The sequence below is a fragment of the Cupriavidus sp. SK-3 genome (assembly GCF_000611145.1).
Lineage (GTDB): Bacteria > Pseudomonadota > Gammaproteobacteria > Burkholderiales > Burkholderiaceae > Cupriavidus.
Genome location: NZ_JFJV02000296.1, coordinates 40,232 through 56,151, shown reverse-complemented (window position 1 = coordinate 56,151; position 15,920 = coordinate 40,232). Strand labels below are relative to the sequence as shown.

Below are 15,920 nucleotides of genomic sequence, written 5' to 3'. Positions count from 1 at the left end.
ATAGCCGAATGAGCGCGCCTGACCGGCGATTCAACCGGTGGATTGCCGATTGCTCAATGCCTTGTCCTACTTGTCCCACTTGTCCCACTTGTCCCACTTGTCGCACCAGGGCCAGCGATGCGCAGCGTTTGCACCACCAGCGAAAACGCCGGCGAGGGCTGGCGCCTGCTGGGGTAGTACAAGTGGTAGCCCTCGAACTTCGGGCACCAGTCCTCCAGCACGCGCACTAGCCGGCCTGCTTCGATATGCTGCATGAGTTCATCTTCGGGCAGCAGGGTGATACCCAGCCCGGCCAGCGCCGCATTCACCTGGGGCCACGCTCATCGGCACGGTACTCAAGCGGCGCTTCTACCCGACGCTGATTGCCATACCGGTCTTGATGGCTGCCATCGCCGTGGCATTGATCACCTTTGGAGGCTGGACGACAGCCGTCGTTGCACTCCTGGTTTTTTGAGGGCTGGTTGCCACCGCGGCGCCCGTAGGATGGTGGGGCTGGGTGGCCAGGACATTTCCGAAGAACGCCGAGATCGGCGGCGGGCTGATGGTGGCCGTTGTCCAGCTTGCCATTGCCACAGGCTCTACCGTGGGGGGCTTGCTGTTCGACAGCAGCGGCTACCAAAGCACCTTCGAAGCGAGCGTAGCCCTGTTGCTGATCGCGGTCTTCCTGACTTATCTCACATCACGCGCGGAAGCGGCGCAGACCACTTGATCGACGCGCAGTATTAGATGCAGGGGAAGCCACCCCGGCCCACATTGCATGGGCCGGTCCCTCCCCTCTTAACTGGCTGTCACCGTACAAGTAAAGTTAGCCGCATCGTTCTGCTGCGCCTGCGTCGGGCTGGCCGGCCCGGTGTACTTCGGATAAGTGCCATACAGGCAAACCGGTCGCGTACGGCCGTTGGTGGCCGTGGTCGTGGCGTCCGAGTTGCCGTCCGTGGCCACCAGCTTCTCCGGCGCTGTTCCGTTCGCCACCCACGTATCCAATGCCGCCAGCCAGTCGACCCGGCTCTGGAACTGCCCGCTGCCGTGACCAAAGCCGGGAATCAGGTAGAAGCGCGAGAACGTGTCTGCCGTGGTTTGGGTGTAGCGAGTGACCAGCCGGGTGTAGTAGTCGATGGAGTTGTACGGCGTGATGGATGAGTCGTTGGTGCCGTGGAACATCAGCATCTTGCCGCCCTTGGCGCGGAACGCGTCGAGGTCGACGTAGCTGGCATCGAGCATCTCGCTGACCTCGACAATGCGGTTCTGCCAGGCGCTGGGCTGGAAGCCCTGGATGGAGTCGATCGAGAGGTTCTTGGTGATGATGTAGCGCACCGTGGTGTCGGAGATGGTGTACTGGAATGCGTCACCGCTGGGGGGCGTGCTGTAGGCGGCCTTGGTGCCGAGGCCTTCGGTGACGAATGCGGTGCCGTCCAGGATCGGCCACTTGCCGTAACTGCTGATGCCGGCTGCGATGGGGAAGCCGAGGCTGAAGCGGGAGTTGAGGTGGGCCACGGTTGCGATCTGCGCATCTGACAGACAGGTGTCGCCTGCGTCCGTGCCGCCGGCGCAGCGCAGCGGATTGGTGGCGTCGGCCACAGCGAGCTTGCTGGTGAGCGCGGTGCAGGCAGCGCCGTTGGGGTTGCCGACGATGCCGTCGGCGACGCCGTCGAGCGTGTCGCAGGCGCTCATGGCGGCGTTGAAGATGAGCTTCATCTTGGCCGCGTTGATCCAGCCGGCGCCGCCGTTGGCGTAGAGCGCCTTGGCGAAGTCGTTGCTGGCCACGTGCATCATGGTGACGTTGTAGGCGGGGAAACCGGAGACGATGCCGTCGTAGTCTTCGGGGTAGAACTGCGCGGCGATCAGGGCTTCGTGCCCGCCCTGCGAGCCGCCGATGAAGTAGCTGTGCGTGGGCAGCGATCCGTAGCGTGCCTTGACGATGGCCTTGACCGCGTCGTGCGTCTTCTTGATCTGCAGCCTGCCGAAATTGGCGAGCGCTTCGTTGTTGAGCGCGAAGGCGCCGCCGCCGGATGCGTCGTGCCCGCTATCGCTGCCGTAGGTGACGTAGCCTTGCTTGAGCGCGTTGGCCACGCTGGCGGGCTGGCTCGTGAACGCGCCGTCGCCGGTGACCACGGTGCCGTCGAGGCCGCCGCCGCCCATCTGCAGTGCCTTGTTGTTCCAGGTGCTTGGCAGGTTGACCTGGAAGTTAATGTCGGGCGCGGTGACATCCACCGGACGGATGGCGCCGAGCACCTTGCAGTATTCGCCGTTGGCCGCGGTCGACATCAACTGCGCGGACTGAATGATGGCGCCGCTGGTGGCGATGCCGATATCGCCTGCGGCAATCGATTTGTTGGCCAGGGCGCTGCACTGGTCGGCGGCACTGGCTGTTGCGGGGGTTGGGGTCAGGGCGGGTGCCTGGGCGGTAGTGGTAGTGGTGGTGGCGTCATCACTGCCGCCGCAAGCCGCAAGTGAGGCGGCGAGAACAGCGGCGCTCAGCACCTGAAGCGCCTGAAGCGCCTGAAGCGGGACAAGGTTGGGTCTCGAAGCTCGCATTGACTGGTCTCCTTCTTTTCTTGTGGGCAATGTTTAGGCAACAGCGGGCCTCACCGTGCGAGGAACGCACGGCGGGGGTCAAAACGAAGGGAACGCTGGAAGGGAGCGGCTGGCTCTGCCGCTTTAGTCTGGCTTGGCGGCGGACGCCGCCGTATCTGGTTGTTCCACCGGGTTTTGCCAGGCGGCGCCCTGACCGGCTTTGGCGGCCGAACCGCTTACCGAGTACAGCGCGCCGGGCGCGTTGCGGGTCTTCTGGAAATCCGCCAGCGACTCGCCCCGCATGGCGGCGTAGATATGGAGGTTCGAGACACCGGTGACGGCGCCGAGCTTCTCCAGCAGGAAGAAGATCACGCCGTAGTGAATCATCCCGCGCCAGTCATGCCTGGTGATCATCTCCCGTTCCTGCGCGGTAAGGCCGGCTTCGTCATACGTGGCGGCAGGATCGGCCAGGAAGCGCGCGCGGAACGCCGGCTGCACCAGTTGATGCAGGTAGCGGTTGATGCGATAGGCCCGCACGCTCGTTTCCAGCGTGAAGGGATAGGTGCCTTCAAGCGCTTCGATGCCACGCAACTGATGCCCGATATGCTCGCGCTGGCGCTCCGCACGCGCAGCAAGGCGGTCGGGATCCGTGCACGCTTCGTTCTCGTAGACAGCGACCGCGATGCCGGTCATGGATGGCAGGTAATAGTCGCGGTGGATGCGGCGGATGCCGCTCGACATGGCGCCGCGCATGACCATCCACATCACCACCTCGGCGCTCTCGAAGCCGCCCAGCTTTGCATAGTCGGCGTGCGTCAGTTCCAGCAGTGCCTCGGGATCGGATTCGAGCAGATCGAGGAAGCGATGATCCCACGCGGTGTTGTTGAATCCGGCGCGTTCGCCGTGCACCTGGTGCGACAGCCCGCCGGTTGCCACGATGGCCACGCGCAGGTCTTCCGGGTAGCTCTCGATCGCGCGGCGCAGCCCCTGCCCCAGCTTGTAGCAGCGACGTGCCGACGGGGCCGGGAACTGGAGGACGCCGACTTGCAGCGGAACGATCTTGAGCGGCCAGCCATCGCTGTGCGGCAGCAGAACCGACAAGGGCGAGAAGCAGCCGTGGTCGAGCGCCTTGTCCTGGAAGAAGGACATGTCGAACTCGTCCGCCATCAGCGATGCGCCGATGTGCCGGGACAGGCCGACATGGCCTCCGATGGCGGGCAGCGAGCGCGGGCCGCCGCCTTCATCGGCCGCCGCATAGGACTCGCCGATCCCCAGCGCGAATGCCGAGTAGTGATCGAAGAAGAAGGAGGTCACGTGGTCGTTGTAGACCATGACAAGGACATCCGGCCTGGCTTTGGCCAACCATTCGCTGACCGGCGCATACGCGGCAAAGATGGGAGCCCAGGCGGGATCCTGCTGCTTGCCCGCATCGAGCGCGAAGCCGATGGTGGGCGTGTGGGATGACGCGATGGCGCCGATGATAGTGGCCATGGTAAGGACTCAGGCGAGTGCGGCGCGTTGCTGCACCTTGGTGGAAATGATCGATATGGCGGCCATGGTCGCGGGAATGGCAAGGATGGCGATGACCGCGCTGAAGCCCCATCCCATGCTGAGCAGCACGCCGCCAGCCATGGACCCGGTAATGCTGCCGAAGCGGCCGATGCCCAGCATCCAGCTCACGCCGGTGGCGCGGACCGGGGTGGGATAGCACGAGGGGGCGAACGCGTTCAGTCCCGTCTGCGCACCGCTCATGCAGAAGCCCGCCATCAGCACATAGAAGGCAAACAGCGTGGAGCCCACATTGCCTGAAGCCAGCAGCAGAATCCATGCGGCGCCGCAGACGTAGGCTAGCGCGATGACCTTGTTGGCGGCGCGGCGGTCCATGTAGAACCCGACCACGAGTGCTCCCACCGTTCCGCCAAGCTGGAAGAGCGCAGTCAGGTTGGCGGCGCGTTCGATCGGCAGCCCTGCGTCCTTGATCAGGGTCGGCAGCCAGCCGCTGAGCAGGTAGATCACCAGCAAGCCCATGAAATAGGTGAGCCAGAGGGACAGTGTGATCCCGCGGTAGCCTTGCGACAAGAGGGTGCGCACGGGCTGCGAGGTGGGCACCGGCGGCTCGCTGATGGTGAATTCGGCGTTGTCCGGGAATTTGCCGCCGCACACGCGGCGCAGGGTCCGGGCGATCTTTTCCGGGGCCGCTTTGCGCACGACCATGAAGCGCACGGATTCCGGAATCAGCAGCATGTAGACCGGCAGGCAGATAAGCGGAAGTGCGCCGCCCACCATCAGCACCGTGCGCCAGCCAAAATGCGGCAACAGCGCGGCGGCGCCAAAGCCTACCAGTGCGGAGCCCAGGTTGAAGCCGGTGAACATGGCAGCCAGCAGCGTGCTGCGGGAGCGTTCCGGCACGTACTCGGAAAGCAGCGTGGTGGTGCTGGGCATTGCCGCGCCCAGGCCAAGGCCGGTCAGGAAGCGCAGCAGCGACAGCGTCACAATGCTGTCGGAAAACGCGCTGAGCAGGTTGAACGAACCGAACAGGGCGATGGAGCCGATCAGCAGCTTCTTGCGGCCGAACCGGTCGGACAGCGGGCCCACCAGCAGCGCGCCGATGGCGAGTCCGAGCGGCGCGGCGCTCATCACGATGCCGAAGCTGGCCCGGGAGATGCCCCACTCACGTGTAATGTCAGGGGCAAGGAAGCCCATGATGGCGACATCCATGCCGTCGGTGGCGACGATCAGGAAGCATAAGCCGAGCAGCAGCCACTGGTAGCTCGACATTTTTCGATCATTGATGTGGGCTCGGATATCGAGCCGGGGCCGTGCGGTCATGCCGTCTCCTGGTGAACCCGAACGCGGGTCCTTATCGTTCATCTGACTAATCGCCATCATCGCCATGCTGTACGTGCACCCCAGCGCAACGTTCATGGCGAGGCTAGTCTACGATTGGAGCGGTCGGCATGTATTGCTTTCGGCTGGCGCGGCGTTGCCATCTGCTTATCGGCGCCCGAATGGCTCGCGCCTTGGCCAGGACGTCAGCGCCAGGCCGCGCTGCAGGCGCGAAGCTCGGCGAGGAGCGCATCGGCACCTGGCGAGAGCCGGGCGCCTGCCCGGGTCGTGATGCCGATGGGACGGCTCGCGCCGGGTATGGGGAGATCGAGCACGCAGAGCGATCCTTGCTCAATCTCATAGTGGAGCTGGTGGGCGGACAAGGCGGTGATCATGTCGCCACGCAACAGCAGGCCGCGCAGCAGGGCCAGGTCTCCGGTTTCCACAAGGGGCTGCGGCAAGGGCCGCCCCTGTTGCGCAAAGTAGCCGTCCAGCGCCTCGCGCAGCGGTGAACGGGCACGGGAGAGCACCCACGGGTAGGCCTCGACATCGCGCAGGGTGAGCCGCCGTCTGGACGCCAGCGGATGCCCGGCGCTGGCAATCAGGGCCATCCGGTCCTCGAACAGCGGCTCCATCGCCAGACCCTGCGCGTAACCCGGCCGCAACGCGCCAAGGATCAGGTCGATGCGCCCGCTGAGCAGCCCCGCGGTCAGTTCCTCATAAGGACTCTCGAGCGAGCGAAAGCGCAGGCGCGGGTGGCGCGCATGGAGCGCGGCAATGGCGGCCGGCAGCAGTTGCGTGCGGCCGAGCGGCAAGGCGCCGACCGTGACCACGCCCTCCAGCACCCCGCTCAGCGCGGCCACGTCGGCCTTGATATGGCGCAGTTCCGCCAGCACGCGCTCAAACCGCACCATCCAGCGGTCGCCCACGTCGGTTGGAATCATGCCGCGCGCAGTCCGCAGGAACAAAGGCTGCCCCAGTATCTCTTCCAGCCGCGCCACCGCCTGGCTGACGGCGGATTGCGAAACGCCGAGCACCGCGCCCACGCTTGGCATGTGGTGCGCCTCGGCCAGCATGGTGGCCACCTCCAGCCGGCGCTCGTTGTACAGCGATTCGAGGCTGGCAACCGCGCCGCCATTGCGGCTGCGCAGCCGCAATGCTTCTTCGCGGACCTCTTTCAGGATGATGTCGATCTGCTGGACGCGGAGCAGCACTTCTTCTCCGGCGCGCGTGAGGAGCATGCCGCGCCCTTTGCGCTCGAAGAGCTCCACCTCCAGGCTGCTCTCCAGCGCGGACACCGATCGCGCGATGGCTGACGAGGCCCGGTGCAGCGTCTCGGTCGCGCGCCGCACGCCGCCTGCGGCAGCCACGCCGGCAAACACATAGAGGTGATGCAAGCTGATCGGGGAGAGATCCATCTGGTGCCTGAGTTGCGTCTGATTTGCGTCTGATCAGCGTCTGATTTGCGCCTGCGTTTCGCCAAGCCAATAAGAATATTGGAACACTGGCCGGGTCAGAAGGCAACCCACCGCAAAGGCTTAGCGCCAATACTCGCCACTCATCGACGTACGCGGATCTTGTTCCATGAATGACTTCATCGCTTCGGATCTCATGCCGGTACCGTGCATCCTGATGCGCGGCGGCACGTCTCGCGGCCCCTTCTTTCTCGCCAGGGACCTGCCGGCGCAGAGCGCTGCCCGGGACCGCATCCTGCTGGCGGCGATGGGCTCGCCGGACCCGCGGCAGATCGACGGCCTGGGTGGTGCGCATCCGCTGACCAGCAAGGTCGGCATCGTGGGGCAAGGCGTGCCGGGCGAATCGGATCTCGAGTTTCTCTTCGCCCAGCTTCAGCCTGATACCGATACGGTGGACACCACACCCAACTGCGGCAACATGCTGGCCGCCGTGCTGCCATTCGCGCTGGAGTGCGGCCTGCTCAAGCCGCGCGGCGATGTCACCCGCGCCCGGGTGCTCACCCGGAATACGGGCATGGTGTGCGACATCACCATGCAGACGCCCGGAGGCAAGCCTCGCTACGCGGGCGAAGCGCGCATCGATGGCGTGCCCGGCATGGCCGCGCCTATCGTGATCGATTTCCTCGATACGGCGGGATCCGTCTGCCCTGCCCTGCTTCCCACCGGCAGCGCGCTGGACCGGCTGACGGCCGGCGTGGCTGCCACCGGCCAGACGATGACGGTGGATGCCACGCTCATCGACAACGGCATGCCGATGGTCCTGCTGCGCGCCAGCGATCTGGGGCGCACCGGCTATGAGAGCGTGCAAACCCTGGACGAAGACGCACCGCTGAAGGCAACGCTGGAGGCCTTGCGACTGGAAGCAGGACATCGAATGGGACTGGGCGACGTTACCGCAAAGAGCTATCCCAAGATGTGCCTGATCGCCCCGCCGCGTGCCGGCGGCAGCCTCACTACCCGCTGCTTCATTCCGCACGTCTGCCATGAGGCCATCGGCGTGCTGGCGGCCGTGACGGTGGGCACCGCCTGCGTCCTTCCCCATACCGTGGCGCAAGGCATTGCCGAGATCCCCGGCGATGGCCCGGTCCGTGCCATCAGCGTTGAACACCCCACCGGCGAGTTCACCGTCGAGCTGGAAACCGATCCCACGCGGCCGAACACCATCCTGCGCAGCGCGCTGTTGCGCACCGCCCGACCCATCATGCGCGGCGAGGTCATGATCCCCGCCGCCGCATGGCCTGCAAACTGAACCCACACGCCTGGTACGCGCCAGGCACACGCCGCTATGATCATCGATTGCCACGGACACTTCACCACCGCGCCGAAGGCGCTGGAAGACTGGCGCAAGCAGCAGATCGCCAACCTCGGCTCGCCCAGCCTCGGCCCCGCTGCGTCAGACCTGCAAATCAGCGACGATGAACTGGTCGAAGCCATTTCTTCCAATCAGCTGCGGCTGATGCGGGAGCGCGGCTCCGATCTCACCATCTTCTCGCCACGCGCTTCCTTCATGGCGCACCACATCGGCAACGCCGAGACGAGTGCCACATGGTCGAGTTTGTGCAACGAGCTGTGCTATCGGGTCGCGCAACTATTCCCGGATCAATTCGTCGGCGCGGCCATGCTGCCGCAGTCGCCGGGCGTGGACACGCGCACCTGTCTCCCCGAACTTGAGCGTTGCATCGTCGATTACGGATTCGTGGGCGTGAACCTGAATCCCGATCCCTCGGGCGGCCACTGGGCATCGCCCCCGCTGTCAGACCCGTACTGGTATCCCATTTACGAGATGCTGGCAGCGTATGACGTCCCGGCGATGATCCACGTCAGCACGAGCTGCAATGCCTGCTTTCACACCACTGGCGCGCACTACCTGAATGCCGATACCACGGCGTTCATGCAATGCCTGACCAGCGATCTGTTCCGCCGCTTTCCCACGTTGAAATTCGTGATCCCGCATGGCGGCGGCGCGGTGCCTTATCACTGGGGACGCTTCCGCGGCCTGGCGCAGGAGCTCAAGCTCCCTGAACTCGAGGAGCATCTGCTTGGCAACATCTTCTTCGATACGTGCGTCTATCACCAGCCCGGCATCGACCTGCTCACGCGCGTGATTCCCGTCGACAACATCCTGTTTGCGTCCGAAATGATCGGCGCGGGGGGGGGGGGGGGGCCCCCGCCCCGCCCCCGGGCCACCACTATGACGATACGCGCCGCTACGTCGACCAGGCGGCTCAGCTCACGCCCGAGCAACGGCACAAGATCTTCGAGGGGAATGCCCGCCGTGTGTATCCCCGCCTCGACGCGCGGCTCAAGGCCCGCGGCCTTTGACATTGAGAAGATAAGGAGACTGCAATGTATCCCTCCCAGACCCAGCTTGGCGTGGTCCGGCGCCAGATCGAACGGGCGCATCCGGATGCGGTGGCGCGGCTGTCCCGCTTCGGCGTGGCGACCGTGCACGAAGCCATGGGCCGTCTTGGCCTGATGAAGCCGTATATGCGTCCGGTGTACGCCGGCGCGGCCGCCTGCGGCCCGGCCGTCACGGTGCTGCTGCAGCCCGGCGACAACTGGATGCTCCACGTCGCCGCCGAAATGATCCAGCCCGGCGACGTCGTGGTCGCCGCCTGCACGGCGGACAGTACGGACGGCTTCTTCGGTGATCTGCTGGCCACGTCTTACCGGGCGCGCGGCGCCAGGGGCCTGGTCATCGATGGGGGCGTGCGCGACGTCAAGGACCTGACCGCGATGGGCTTCCCCGTTTTCAGCCGCGCCGTTCACGCCAAAGGCTGCGCGCGCGCCACGCTTGGCTCGGTCAACGTGCCGGTGGTGTGCGCGGGCGCCTTCGTCAATCCGGGCGACGTGGTGATCGCGGACGATGACGGCGTGGTGGTGGTACCCGCAGGCGACGCCATGGCGGTGGCAGATGCGGCCGAAGCACGCACCGCGAACGAAGCGGCGAAGCGGGAGCGCTTTGCCGCCGGTGAACTGGGACTCGATATGTACAACCTGCGCGACGCCCTGGCCCGCGCCGGACTGCAATACCTGGATTGAGCCAACCGCCCGCAAGCGCGGGCCCTGATAACAAAAATCGAGGAGTCAATATGAAGAACCTGCGCCCCTTAGCGCTAGCTTTGCTTTGTTCGCTGCCGGCACTGGCATCGGCCCAGTCCGTCACGCTGTACGGCGTCGTCGATACCGGGGTCGAGTTCGTGAATCACATCGGCGCCGCCAGCAACAGCGTCACGCGCATGCCGAACCTGAGCGGCACGGTGCCGTCTCGCTGGGGCCTGCGTGGCACCGAGGACCTTGGCGGCGGTTTGAAAGCGAACTTTGCACTGGAGTCTGGCTTCGCGCCCGACAGCGGGACGGCCAACCAGGGGGGACGGCTGTTCGGACGCCAGGCCTGGGTGGGACTGAGCAACAACTGGGGCCAGATCAGCTTCGGCCGCCAGTACACCATGCTGTTTTGGGCAATGCTGGACTCCGACATCCTGGGGCCGAACGCCTATGGCTCCGGTTCACTGGACAGCTATTTCCCCAATGCCCGCGCCGACAACGCTGTCGCCTACAAAGGCAAGTTCGGCGGATTGACGCTGGGCGCAACGTACAGCTTCGGCCGCGACAGCGTCAACGCCGGGCCGAGCCCGTCCGGAACGAACTGCGCCGGCGAGAATCCCGCGGATATCCGTGCCTGCCGCGAGTGGTCCGCCCTCGTTCAGTACGAGACCAACTGGTGGTCCGTCGCCGCGGCCTACGACTCGCTGCGCGGCGGACCCGGTGCATTCGGCGGGCTGACCTCCAGCACGTTGAAGGATGACCGCCTCGTCGTGGGCGGCTATGTGCTGGCTGCAAACGCCAAGGCGGGCCTCGGCTGGGTCGGCCGCCGGAACGAGGCGGCGGCCGCGCCGCGCAGCAACCTGTTCTATGGCGGCGTGGCGTACGACGTCACGCCAACCGTGAATGTCGCAGGAGAGGTGTATTACCTGCAGTACCGGCACAGCGCGGACAAGGCTTGGCTGGGTGCCCTGCGCGCCAGTTATGCGTTCTCCAGGCGGACCTCGGTGTATGCAACGGCCGGCTATATCGCCAACGGCGGACAATCCGCGCTTTCGGTCAGCAGTGCGGGGACGGGTACGGCGCCCACCCCGGGCGGCAACCAGCTCGGCTCGATGGTTGGCATCAAACACATCTTCTGACGCGGTGAGTGCCCCCCGCCCGGCGCGGGGGCATCCCTCGGGGCGCGGGTCATGGCGGCGAGACCTGGCGGGCACATCAAAACCAATGTTGATGTCTTTAAGTCTTGCTTAAGTCTCTGCCCTTAAACTGGCATCACACAAGACAACCCGCGAAAACAACCCGCGTAGGAGGTGCCATGACCCCCCAAGAGATGCAAGCACTGGAAGCTTTCCTGACTCAGCTGACCCAAGCCAGGGCCGGCATGAAAGACCCCCAGGCCGATGCCCTCATCGCCGAAGCGGCCGCCCGGCAACCGGATGCCGCCTACCTGCTGGTCCAGCGCGCCATGATGCTTGACCAGGCACTGGCGTCAGCGAAGGCGCAGATCGCCACGCTGCAGAGCCAGTTGCAGATGGCGCAGGCCAGCGGCGCCAATCGCTTTCTCGACGCGGACAATGCCTGGGGCAATAGTGCCGGTCGCGTTGCCGCAAGTCCCGCCGCGCCGCAGGCCGCGGCCGCGCCTGTCTCCGTACCGCCGGCAGCGCCCCAGGCTGCGCCCGCGCAGCCGCCTCGGCCCGGCTTTCTGAGTGGCGGCCTGGGCAGCACGCTGGGCGGCATTGCCACCACGGCTGCTGGCGTAGCCGGAGGCGCGCTCCTGTTCCAGGGTATCGAGAACCTGTTCCATCGCAATAGCGCTGGCGGGGGCGCAAGCGGCTTCCTGGGACAGCCAGCCGCAGGTGCGCTGCCAAGCGAAACGACGGTCGTCAACAACTATTACGGCAATGAAGACCGCTCGCCGCTGGGGGAACCCGGGGCTGCGCTGGACAATGGCCTCCTGGATGACGGGCTGGGCAATGACGACTTCACGGATGACGACTCCTTCAACGTCTAGCGCATTCGGGGGCGTACCCCGTCGCCCGGGGTAACGGTTCCACCCCGGGCGGTGACAGGTACGCCAGACGATTCCTGGCTGAGCCAGCGCGATCGCGTCCTGTCCCTGCCGATGTACAACGCCAGGGCGGCGCGAGAAGGCAGCGCCCGGGATGCTGGTCGATGCCTGAGCGCGCCCCTACTGAATCTTGATACTCGCCTGGCTCACCACCGCTCGCCACTTCACGAGTTCGCCCGCCAGGTGCGCTGACAGTTGCTGCGGCGTGCCGCCCAGCGGCGTTGCCCCCATCTCGGTAAATTTGCGGATCACCTCCGGGTCGCGCAGCACTTCATTCAGTGCCGCGTTCATGCGCATCACGATGGGCTCTGGCGTGTTGCGGGGCGCGAGCATCGCGAACCAGGTCGAGGACATCAGCTTGGGTTGGCCCAGTTCGGCAGCGGTCGGTACGTCGGGCAGGGCGAGCGAACGCTGGTTCGACATGACGGCCAGCGCGCGCACCTTGCCGCTCTTGACCTGCCCGAGGATGCCAGGCACCAGTTGGAACATGGCCTGGATATCGTCAGCGAGGAGGTTCGTGGTGGCCTGGCCGGGGGAACTGTATGGCACGTGGATCAGGCGGGTGCCGGTCTCGCGCATGAAGAGTTCGCCGGCCACGTGCATGGAACTGCCATTTCCCGTGGAGCCGTAGTTCAGCTTGTCCGGGTTGGCCTTGGCATACGCAATGAACTCGGCCAGGTTCTTGACCGGCAGGCTCTTGTTGACCACCAGGATATTGGGCACATCGGCCACCAGCGCCACCGGCGCGAAGCTCTTTTGCGAATCGAACGGCAGCCTGGCATACAAGCTGGGATTTACCGCCAGCGTGCCCGCCCACGAAAACAGGAACTTGTACCCATCCGGCACGGCGCCGGCGGCCATCCCCACCCCGATATTGCCGTTGGCACCGCCCCGGCTCTCGATGATGACTGTGGCGTGCAGTTGCTTGTGCAATTGCTCGGCTAGCACACGGGCCAGGGTGTCGGCCGTGCCGCCACCGCCTGGCGCGGGCACGATGATCTGCACGGGCTTGGACGGGTCGGGCCAGTCCGCCGCCAGCGCGGAGGACTGCAGACAGGGAACCAGGGCCGCCGCAGCGGCCAGGCCGGCCAGGACGTGACGCATGTTATCTCCTTGATCTTTGTAGGCGGCAATTAGGCGCTGCCCTATTCTTGGCTGGTGCCGGCTCGCGGCGGCATCAAGCATACAGCGCTTGCTCCTGGGGAGCGCGCGCGGCGCGGACCACGGCGCGTATCGCCGAGTCCGATGTCGCAACCGGGAGAACGCAGCCCGGGCCCACCATCAGGCGGCGGCCGTCCGTTTGCGATATGGCGTTGCGCACCTCATCCGCAATTTCCTGTTCGCTTCCGTGAAGCAAGGTGTCGTGCTCGTTCAACCCACCCACCAGCAGGCGCGGGAAGCGCGCCGCCGCCGCCTCCAGGCCAGGCTTGGTCAGGCGGTCGTGCCAATTGAACATCTCGACCGGATACGTCGCCAGGAGATCGAACATGATGTCGTCGCCGTGCGCGTGCAGCATGTTGAATTGCGCCTGGCCACGCAACGCCGCGAACACCTCCAGATCGTAGCGGCGCCCGAAACGCTCATATTCCTGGGTCGTCAGCATGCGGCTCGACGCCAGTTGCGTCGCGAAGAACACGCCGTGCGCGCCGGCCTCCAGCGAGTCCAGAGCGAACCGGATCGTGGTGTCCGTGATTACCCGCAGCGCCGCCTCAAGCGCATCCGGCTCGCAGCGCAGGTCGGCAAATAGCTTGTCCGTACTCAACTTGCGCGCCGTGGTTAGCGGGCTGAACACGGTTTGCAGGATGGGCACCGCGCCGCGCAGCGACCGCGCGGCGGCGCGCAGCGCCTCGTTCTGGCGGCCATAGGAGCCCTGTCTCACATCCAGCGGCCGAATCCGAAGCCAATCCTCCGTGGTTCGCACCGGTGGCGCCACCACCGCGCGCGCGCCGTTGGCACTGCCCTGGTATGCCGTGGCGGCGCCCCAGTCTTCGACGCCGTATGTGCCCGGCGGCATGAATTTGACCAGGTCAAAATCCCATTTCCGCTGCCACTCCAGTGTGTGCCGCACAAGTTTGTCCACGTCCAGGTCGTCTTCCGGAAAGTGGCGCCACAACGCGATGGGAGTGCGGTCGGTGGCTTCGCCCAGCAGGGCGGCTTCAATGCGCTGCCAATGATTCATGGTCTGCATGTGTTTGCTCGCTTCGATGTTTGCGCAATCCAGCGGATTCAGGAGGCCAGCGCGAGGACTCGGTTTACGCCGGTGGCTACGCGCGCGGCCTCCACGCCGTACACGTGGACGGAGATCGCCATTTCGGCGCCAGCGTTGCCCAGCCGATGAACCTGGTCCAGGCCGTCCGTCCCGCTGCTGCCCGCGCCCACGGCGCGCGGCTGCCAGTGAAGCGGCGTGGCGCGCAGGCTCTGGCGGTCGCAGGCGTAGTAGTGCTCTTGCAGCTCTCCCTGAACCACCGTCAGCGCACACCAGGTGTGGTGCGAGTGCACCGGGCTGAACTGCCCGGCCTGCCACACCAGCGCCACTACCGTATAGCGTCCCTGCGCGTCGGCCTGCAGCACGTGGCGCGCATAGCGCTGCGGGTCCGGCTGGCGCTGTGCCGGCGTCAGCCAGTTACCGTCGGCGAAAGATGCCTGCAAGGCGTGTTGCACCGCGCCGGGCAAACGATCCGGCGGCAATGCCATTGCGGCGTCGATCGCGCGGGTCAGCGCGGTCAGATTGTTGGTTTCCAGAGCCAAGCACATAGGGGTTTTTCCCAGTAACAGTTCGTTTTTCACAAAATCGATGACATAAGGCATTGCAGGCGCTTAGTCTTTCACTGGGTGAAATGCAGAACAAACGAGATGTTTGGAAAACAGCTTTTGTAAAATACGAAACCTTATGCACTACAGCCTGATAGACCTGAAACTGTTCGTGGCAGTGGCCGACGCAGGCAACGTGTCGCGAGGCGGCGCCACATGCTTCCTGGCGCCCTCGTCGGCCAGCCTGCGCATCAAGCAGTTGGAGCAAGCGCTGGGCACCCGGCTGTTCGTGCGGGAGGCACGCGGCGTGTCGCTGACACGCGCTGGCCAGGTCATGCTGGAGCACTGCCGCCGCTGCCTTGCCGAGCTGGAGCAGATGCACGCCAACCTGGCTCCCTATGCCGAAGGTGTCCGGGCGCAGGTCACGATCTTTGCTAACAGCAGTGCGATCGCTTCGTTCTTGCCAGGGGATCTGCAGACCTTCCTGCGCGACTACCCGGAAGTACGTATCTCCCTGGACGAGCGTCTCAGCCACAACATCGTGGCCGCCGTGGCCGAAGGGCGCGCCGACGTCGGCGTGGTCACATGGGATGACGAGCATCCCGAACTTGTGTTCCTGCCGTACCGTCAGGATGAAGTCGTCATGGTGGTGCCCGAGGGTGACCCGCTGGCCGCGCGCCAGTCGGTAGCGTTCCTGGACTGCCTGAGCCGCCCCTTCGTCAGCCTGCAAAGCGGGGCGGCCATTCATACCTTCATGGTGGGCAAGGCCGCAGCTCTGGGACATCACATGGACGTACGCATCCAGGTATCCGGGTTCGCGGCGGTGGTGGCAATGGTGCGCTCGGGCGCTGGGATCGGGATGGTGCCGCGCTCGGTGCTGCAGTCGATCAACTGTGACGGCGTGCGTGTGTTGACGCTGCGCGAGAAGTGGGCGGTGCGGCCACTAAAGCTATGCACGCGGCGAAACGCGGCTGCGTCCGCAGTTTATGTGGGTGCCCTGCTGCGGCAACTGGGCCAGCAGGCTGACGCGCCGGGGGGATAAGCTCGCTGCCGCACAACATGGCGGGTAACTTGGGCGCGCGCTGGAACTGGTAGCGGCCGGCGCCGCGACTTCAGTTTGATCTGACATCTCCGGAGCGCCGTCAACCTCAATGCCGAGGTGGCGAACCGTGCTCTCCAGTTTCGTGCGCACTGGAAAACGTTCGATCAGGCCCCTCCGCGAGCTATGTCGCCGGAGA

12 protein-coding genes and 3 pseudogenes are annotated in these 15,920 nt (G+C 65.5%); 7 read left to right on the top strand and 8 right to left on the bottom strand.

The window, feature by feature from the left end; genetic code table 11:
* Nucleotides 1-53: 53 nt before the first annotated feature.
* Nucleotides 54-314 (bottom strand): annotated as a pseudogene (locus CF70_RS35525) (LysR substrate-binding domain-containing protein); the annotation flags it as partial.
* Here CF70_RS35525 and CF70_RS33240 point away from each other — a divergent pair.
* Nucleotides 311-709: pseudogene (locus CF70_RS33240) on the top strand (MFS transporter); the annotation flags it as partial. The pseudogenes CF70_RS35525 and CF70_RS33240 overlap by 4 nt on opposite strands.
* A gap of 68 nt (nucleotides 710-777) precedes the next feature.
* On the opposite strand, the gene CF70_RS33235 reads toward CF70_RS33240, so the two are convergent.
* The 4 genes from CF70_RS33235 to CF70_RS33220 form a co-directional block, all read right to left on the bottom strand.
* A complete protein-coding gene (locus CF70_RS33235; protein WP_081862482.1) occupies nucleotides 778-2,535 on the bottom strand; it encodes a tannase/feruloyl esterase family alpha/beta hydrolase in 1,758 nt (585 codons plus the stop codon).
* A 123-nt stretch (nucleotides 2,536-2,658) separates the two neighbouring features.
* Nucleotides 2,659-4,005, bottom strand: coding sequence for a gallate dioxygenase (locus tag CF70_RS33230; RefSeq protein ID WP_035875903.1), 1,347 nt, complete (start codon nucleotides 4,003-4,005; stop codon nucleotides 2,659-2,661).
* A gap of 9 nt (nucleotides 4,006-4,014) precedes the next feature.
* A complete protein-coding gene (locus CF70_RS33225; protein ID WP_035875900.1) occupies nucleotides 4,015-5,343 on the bottom strand; it encodes an MFS transporter in 1,329 nt (442 codons plus the stop codon).
* A 203-nt stretch (nucleotides 5,344-5,546) separates the two neighbouring features.
* Nucleotides 5,547-6,758 (bottom strand): LysR family transcriptional regulator, encoded by a 1,212-nt coding sequence (locus CF70_RS33220; protein WP_035875896.1) that lies wholly within the window; start codon nucleotides 6,756-6,758, stop codon nucleotides 5,547-5,549.
* A gap of 166 nt (nucleotides 6,759-6,924) precedes the next feature.
* On the opposite strand from CF70_RS33220, the gene CF70_RS33215 reads away from it, so the two are divergent.
* The 5 genes and pseudogenes from CF70_RS33215 to CF70_RS33195 all read left to right on the top strand — a co-directional run bounded on the left by CF70_RS33215 (nucleotide 6,925) and on the right by CF70_RS33195 (nucleotide 11,874).
* Nucleotides 6,925-8,064: a 4-oxalomesaconate tautomerase gene (locus CF70_RS33215; protein WP_081862481.1), complete on the top strand. Its 1,140-nt coding sequence runs from the start codon at nucleotides 6,925-6,927 to the stop codon at nucleotides 8,062-8,064.
* A gap of 36 nt (nucleotides 8,065-8,100) precedes the next feature.
* Nucleotides 8,101-9,137, top strand: a pseudogene (locus tag CF70_RS33210) (amidohydrolase family protein).
* A 24-nt stretch (nucleotides 9,138-9,161) separates the two neighbouring features.
* Nucleotides 9,162-9,857 (top strand): 4-carboxy-4-hydroxy-2-oxoadipate aldolase/oxaloacetate decarboxylase, encoded by a 696-nt coding sequence (gene ligK, locus CF70_RS33205; RefSeq protein ID WP_035875893.1) that lies wholly within the window; start codon nucleotides 9,162-9,164, stop codon nucleotides 9,855-9,857.
* A gap of 50 nt (nucleotides 9,858-9,907) precedes the next feature.
* Nucleotides 9,908-11,002, top strand: coding sequence for a porin (locus tag CF70_RS33200; RefSeq protein WP_035875891.1), 1,095 nt, complete (start codon nucleotides 9,908-9,910; stop codon nucleotides 11,000-11,002).
* A 176-nt stretch (nucleotides 11,003-11,178) separates the two neighbouring features.
* Nucleotides 11,179-11,874, top strand: a complete 696-nt coding sequence (locus CF70_RS33195; protein ID WP_035875888.1) for a DUF2076 domain-containing protein — start codon at nucleotides 11,179-11,181, stop codon at nucleotides 11,872-11,874.
* A gap of 177 nt (nucleotides 11,875-12,051) precedes the next feature.
* Here the strand turns inward: CF70_RS33195 and CF70_RS33190 are convergent, their stop codons facing one another.
* The 3 genes from CF70_RS33190 to CF70_RS33180 all read right to left on the bottom strand — a co-directional run bounded on the left by CF70_RS33190 (nucleotide 12,052) and on the right by CF70_RS33180 (nucleotide 14,685).
* The gene (locus CF70_RS33190) at nucleotides 12,052-13,035 is read right to left on the bottom strand and encodes a Bug family tripartite tricarboxylate transporter substrate binding protein (RefSeq protein WP_035875884.1); all 984 of its coding nucleotides are present in this window, start codon (nucleotides 13,033-13,035) and stop codon (nucleotides 12,052-12,054) included.
* 73 nt (nucleotides 13,036-13,108) lie between these two features.
* Entirely contained in the window at nucleotides 13,109-14,119 is a 1,011-nt protein-coding gene (locus tag CF70_RS33185) for a uroporphyrinogen decarboxylase family protein (protein ID WP_035875881.1), read from the bottom strand.
* A 38-nt stretch (nucleotides 14,120-14,157) separates the two neighbouring features.
* The gene (locus CF70_RS33180) at nucleotides 14,158-14,685 is read right to left on the bottom strand and encodes a cysteine dioxygenase family protein (protein ID WP_051649381.1); all 528 of its coding nucleotides are present in this window, start codon (nucleotides 14,683-14,685) and stop codon (nucleotides 14,158-14,160) included.
* A 136-nt stretch (nucleotides 14,686-14,821) separates the two neighbouring features.
* Here CF70_RS33180 and CF70_RS33175 point away from each other — a divergent pair, with 136 nt between their 5' ends.
* On the top strand, nucleotides 14,822-15,724 hold the full coding sequence (locus tag CF70_RS33175; RefSeq protein WP_200876851.1) for a LysR substrate-binding domain-containing protein: 903 nt from the start codon (nucleotides 14,822-14,824) through the stop codon (nucleotides 15,722-15,724).
* Nucleotides 15,725-15,920: the final 196 nt, after the last annotated feature.

What these genes read in the sequence shown, in the direction of transcription:
- CF70_RS33200 (WP_035875891.1), top strand. Translation starts at nt 9,908, where the DNA reads ATGAAGAACCTGCGCCCCTTAGCGCTAGCTTTGCTTTGTTCGCTGCCG.
- CF70_RS33180 (WP_051649381.1), bottom strand. Translation starts at nt 14,685, where the DNA reads ATGTGCTTGGCTCTGGAAACCAACAATCTGACCGCGCTGACCCGCGCG.
- CF70_RS33190 (WP_035875884.1), bottom strand. Translation starts at nt 13,035, where the DNA reads ATGCGTCACGTCCTGGCCGGCCTGGCCGCTGCGGCGGCCCTGGTTCCC.
- CF70_RS33195 (WP_035875888.1), top strand. Translation starts at nt 11,179, where the DNA reads ATGACCCCCCAAGAGATGCAAGCACTGGAAGCTTTCCTGACTCAGCTG.
- CF70_RS33215 (WP_081862481.1), top strand. Translation starts at nt 6,925, where the DNA reads ATGAATGACTTCATCGCTTCGGATCTCATGCCGGTACCGTGCATCCTG.
- CF70_RS33220 (WP_035875896.1), bottom strand. Translation starts at nt 6,758, where the DNA reads ATGGATCTCTCCCCGATCAGCTTGCATCACCTCTATGTGTTTGCCGGC.
- CF70_RS33175 (WP_200876851.1), top strand. Translation starts at nt 14,822, where the DNA reads ATGCACTACAGCCTGATAGACCTGAAACTGTTCGTGGCAGTGGCCGAC.
- CF70_RS33225 (WP_035875900.1), bottom strand. Translation starts at nt 5,343, where the DNA reads ATGACCGCACGGCCCCGGCTCGATATCCGAGCCCACATCAATGATCGA.
- CF70_RS33230 (WP_035875903.1), bottom strand. Translation starts at nt 4,005, where the DNA reads ATGGCCACTATCATCGGCGCCATCGCGTCATCCCACACGCCCACCATC.
- CF70_RS33235 (WP_081862482.1), bottom strand. Translation starts at nt 2,535, where the DNA reads ATGCGAGCTTCGAGACCCAACCTTGTCCCGCTTCAGGCGCTTCAGGCG.
- ligK (WP_035875893.1), top strand. Translation starts at nt 9,162, where the DNA reads ATGTATCCCTCCCAGACCCAGCTTGGCGTGGTCCGGCGCCAGATCGAA.
- CF70_RS33185 (WP_035875881.1), bottom strand. Translation starts at nt 14,119, where the DNA reads ATGCAGACCATGAATCATTGGCAGCGCATTGAAGCCGCCCTGCTGGGC.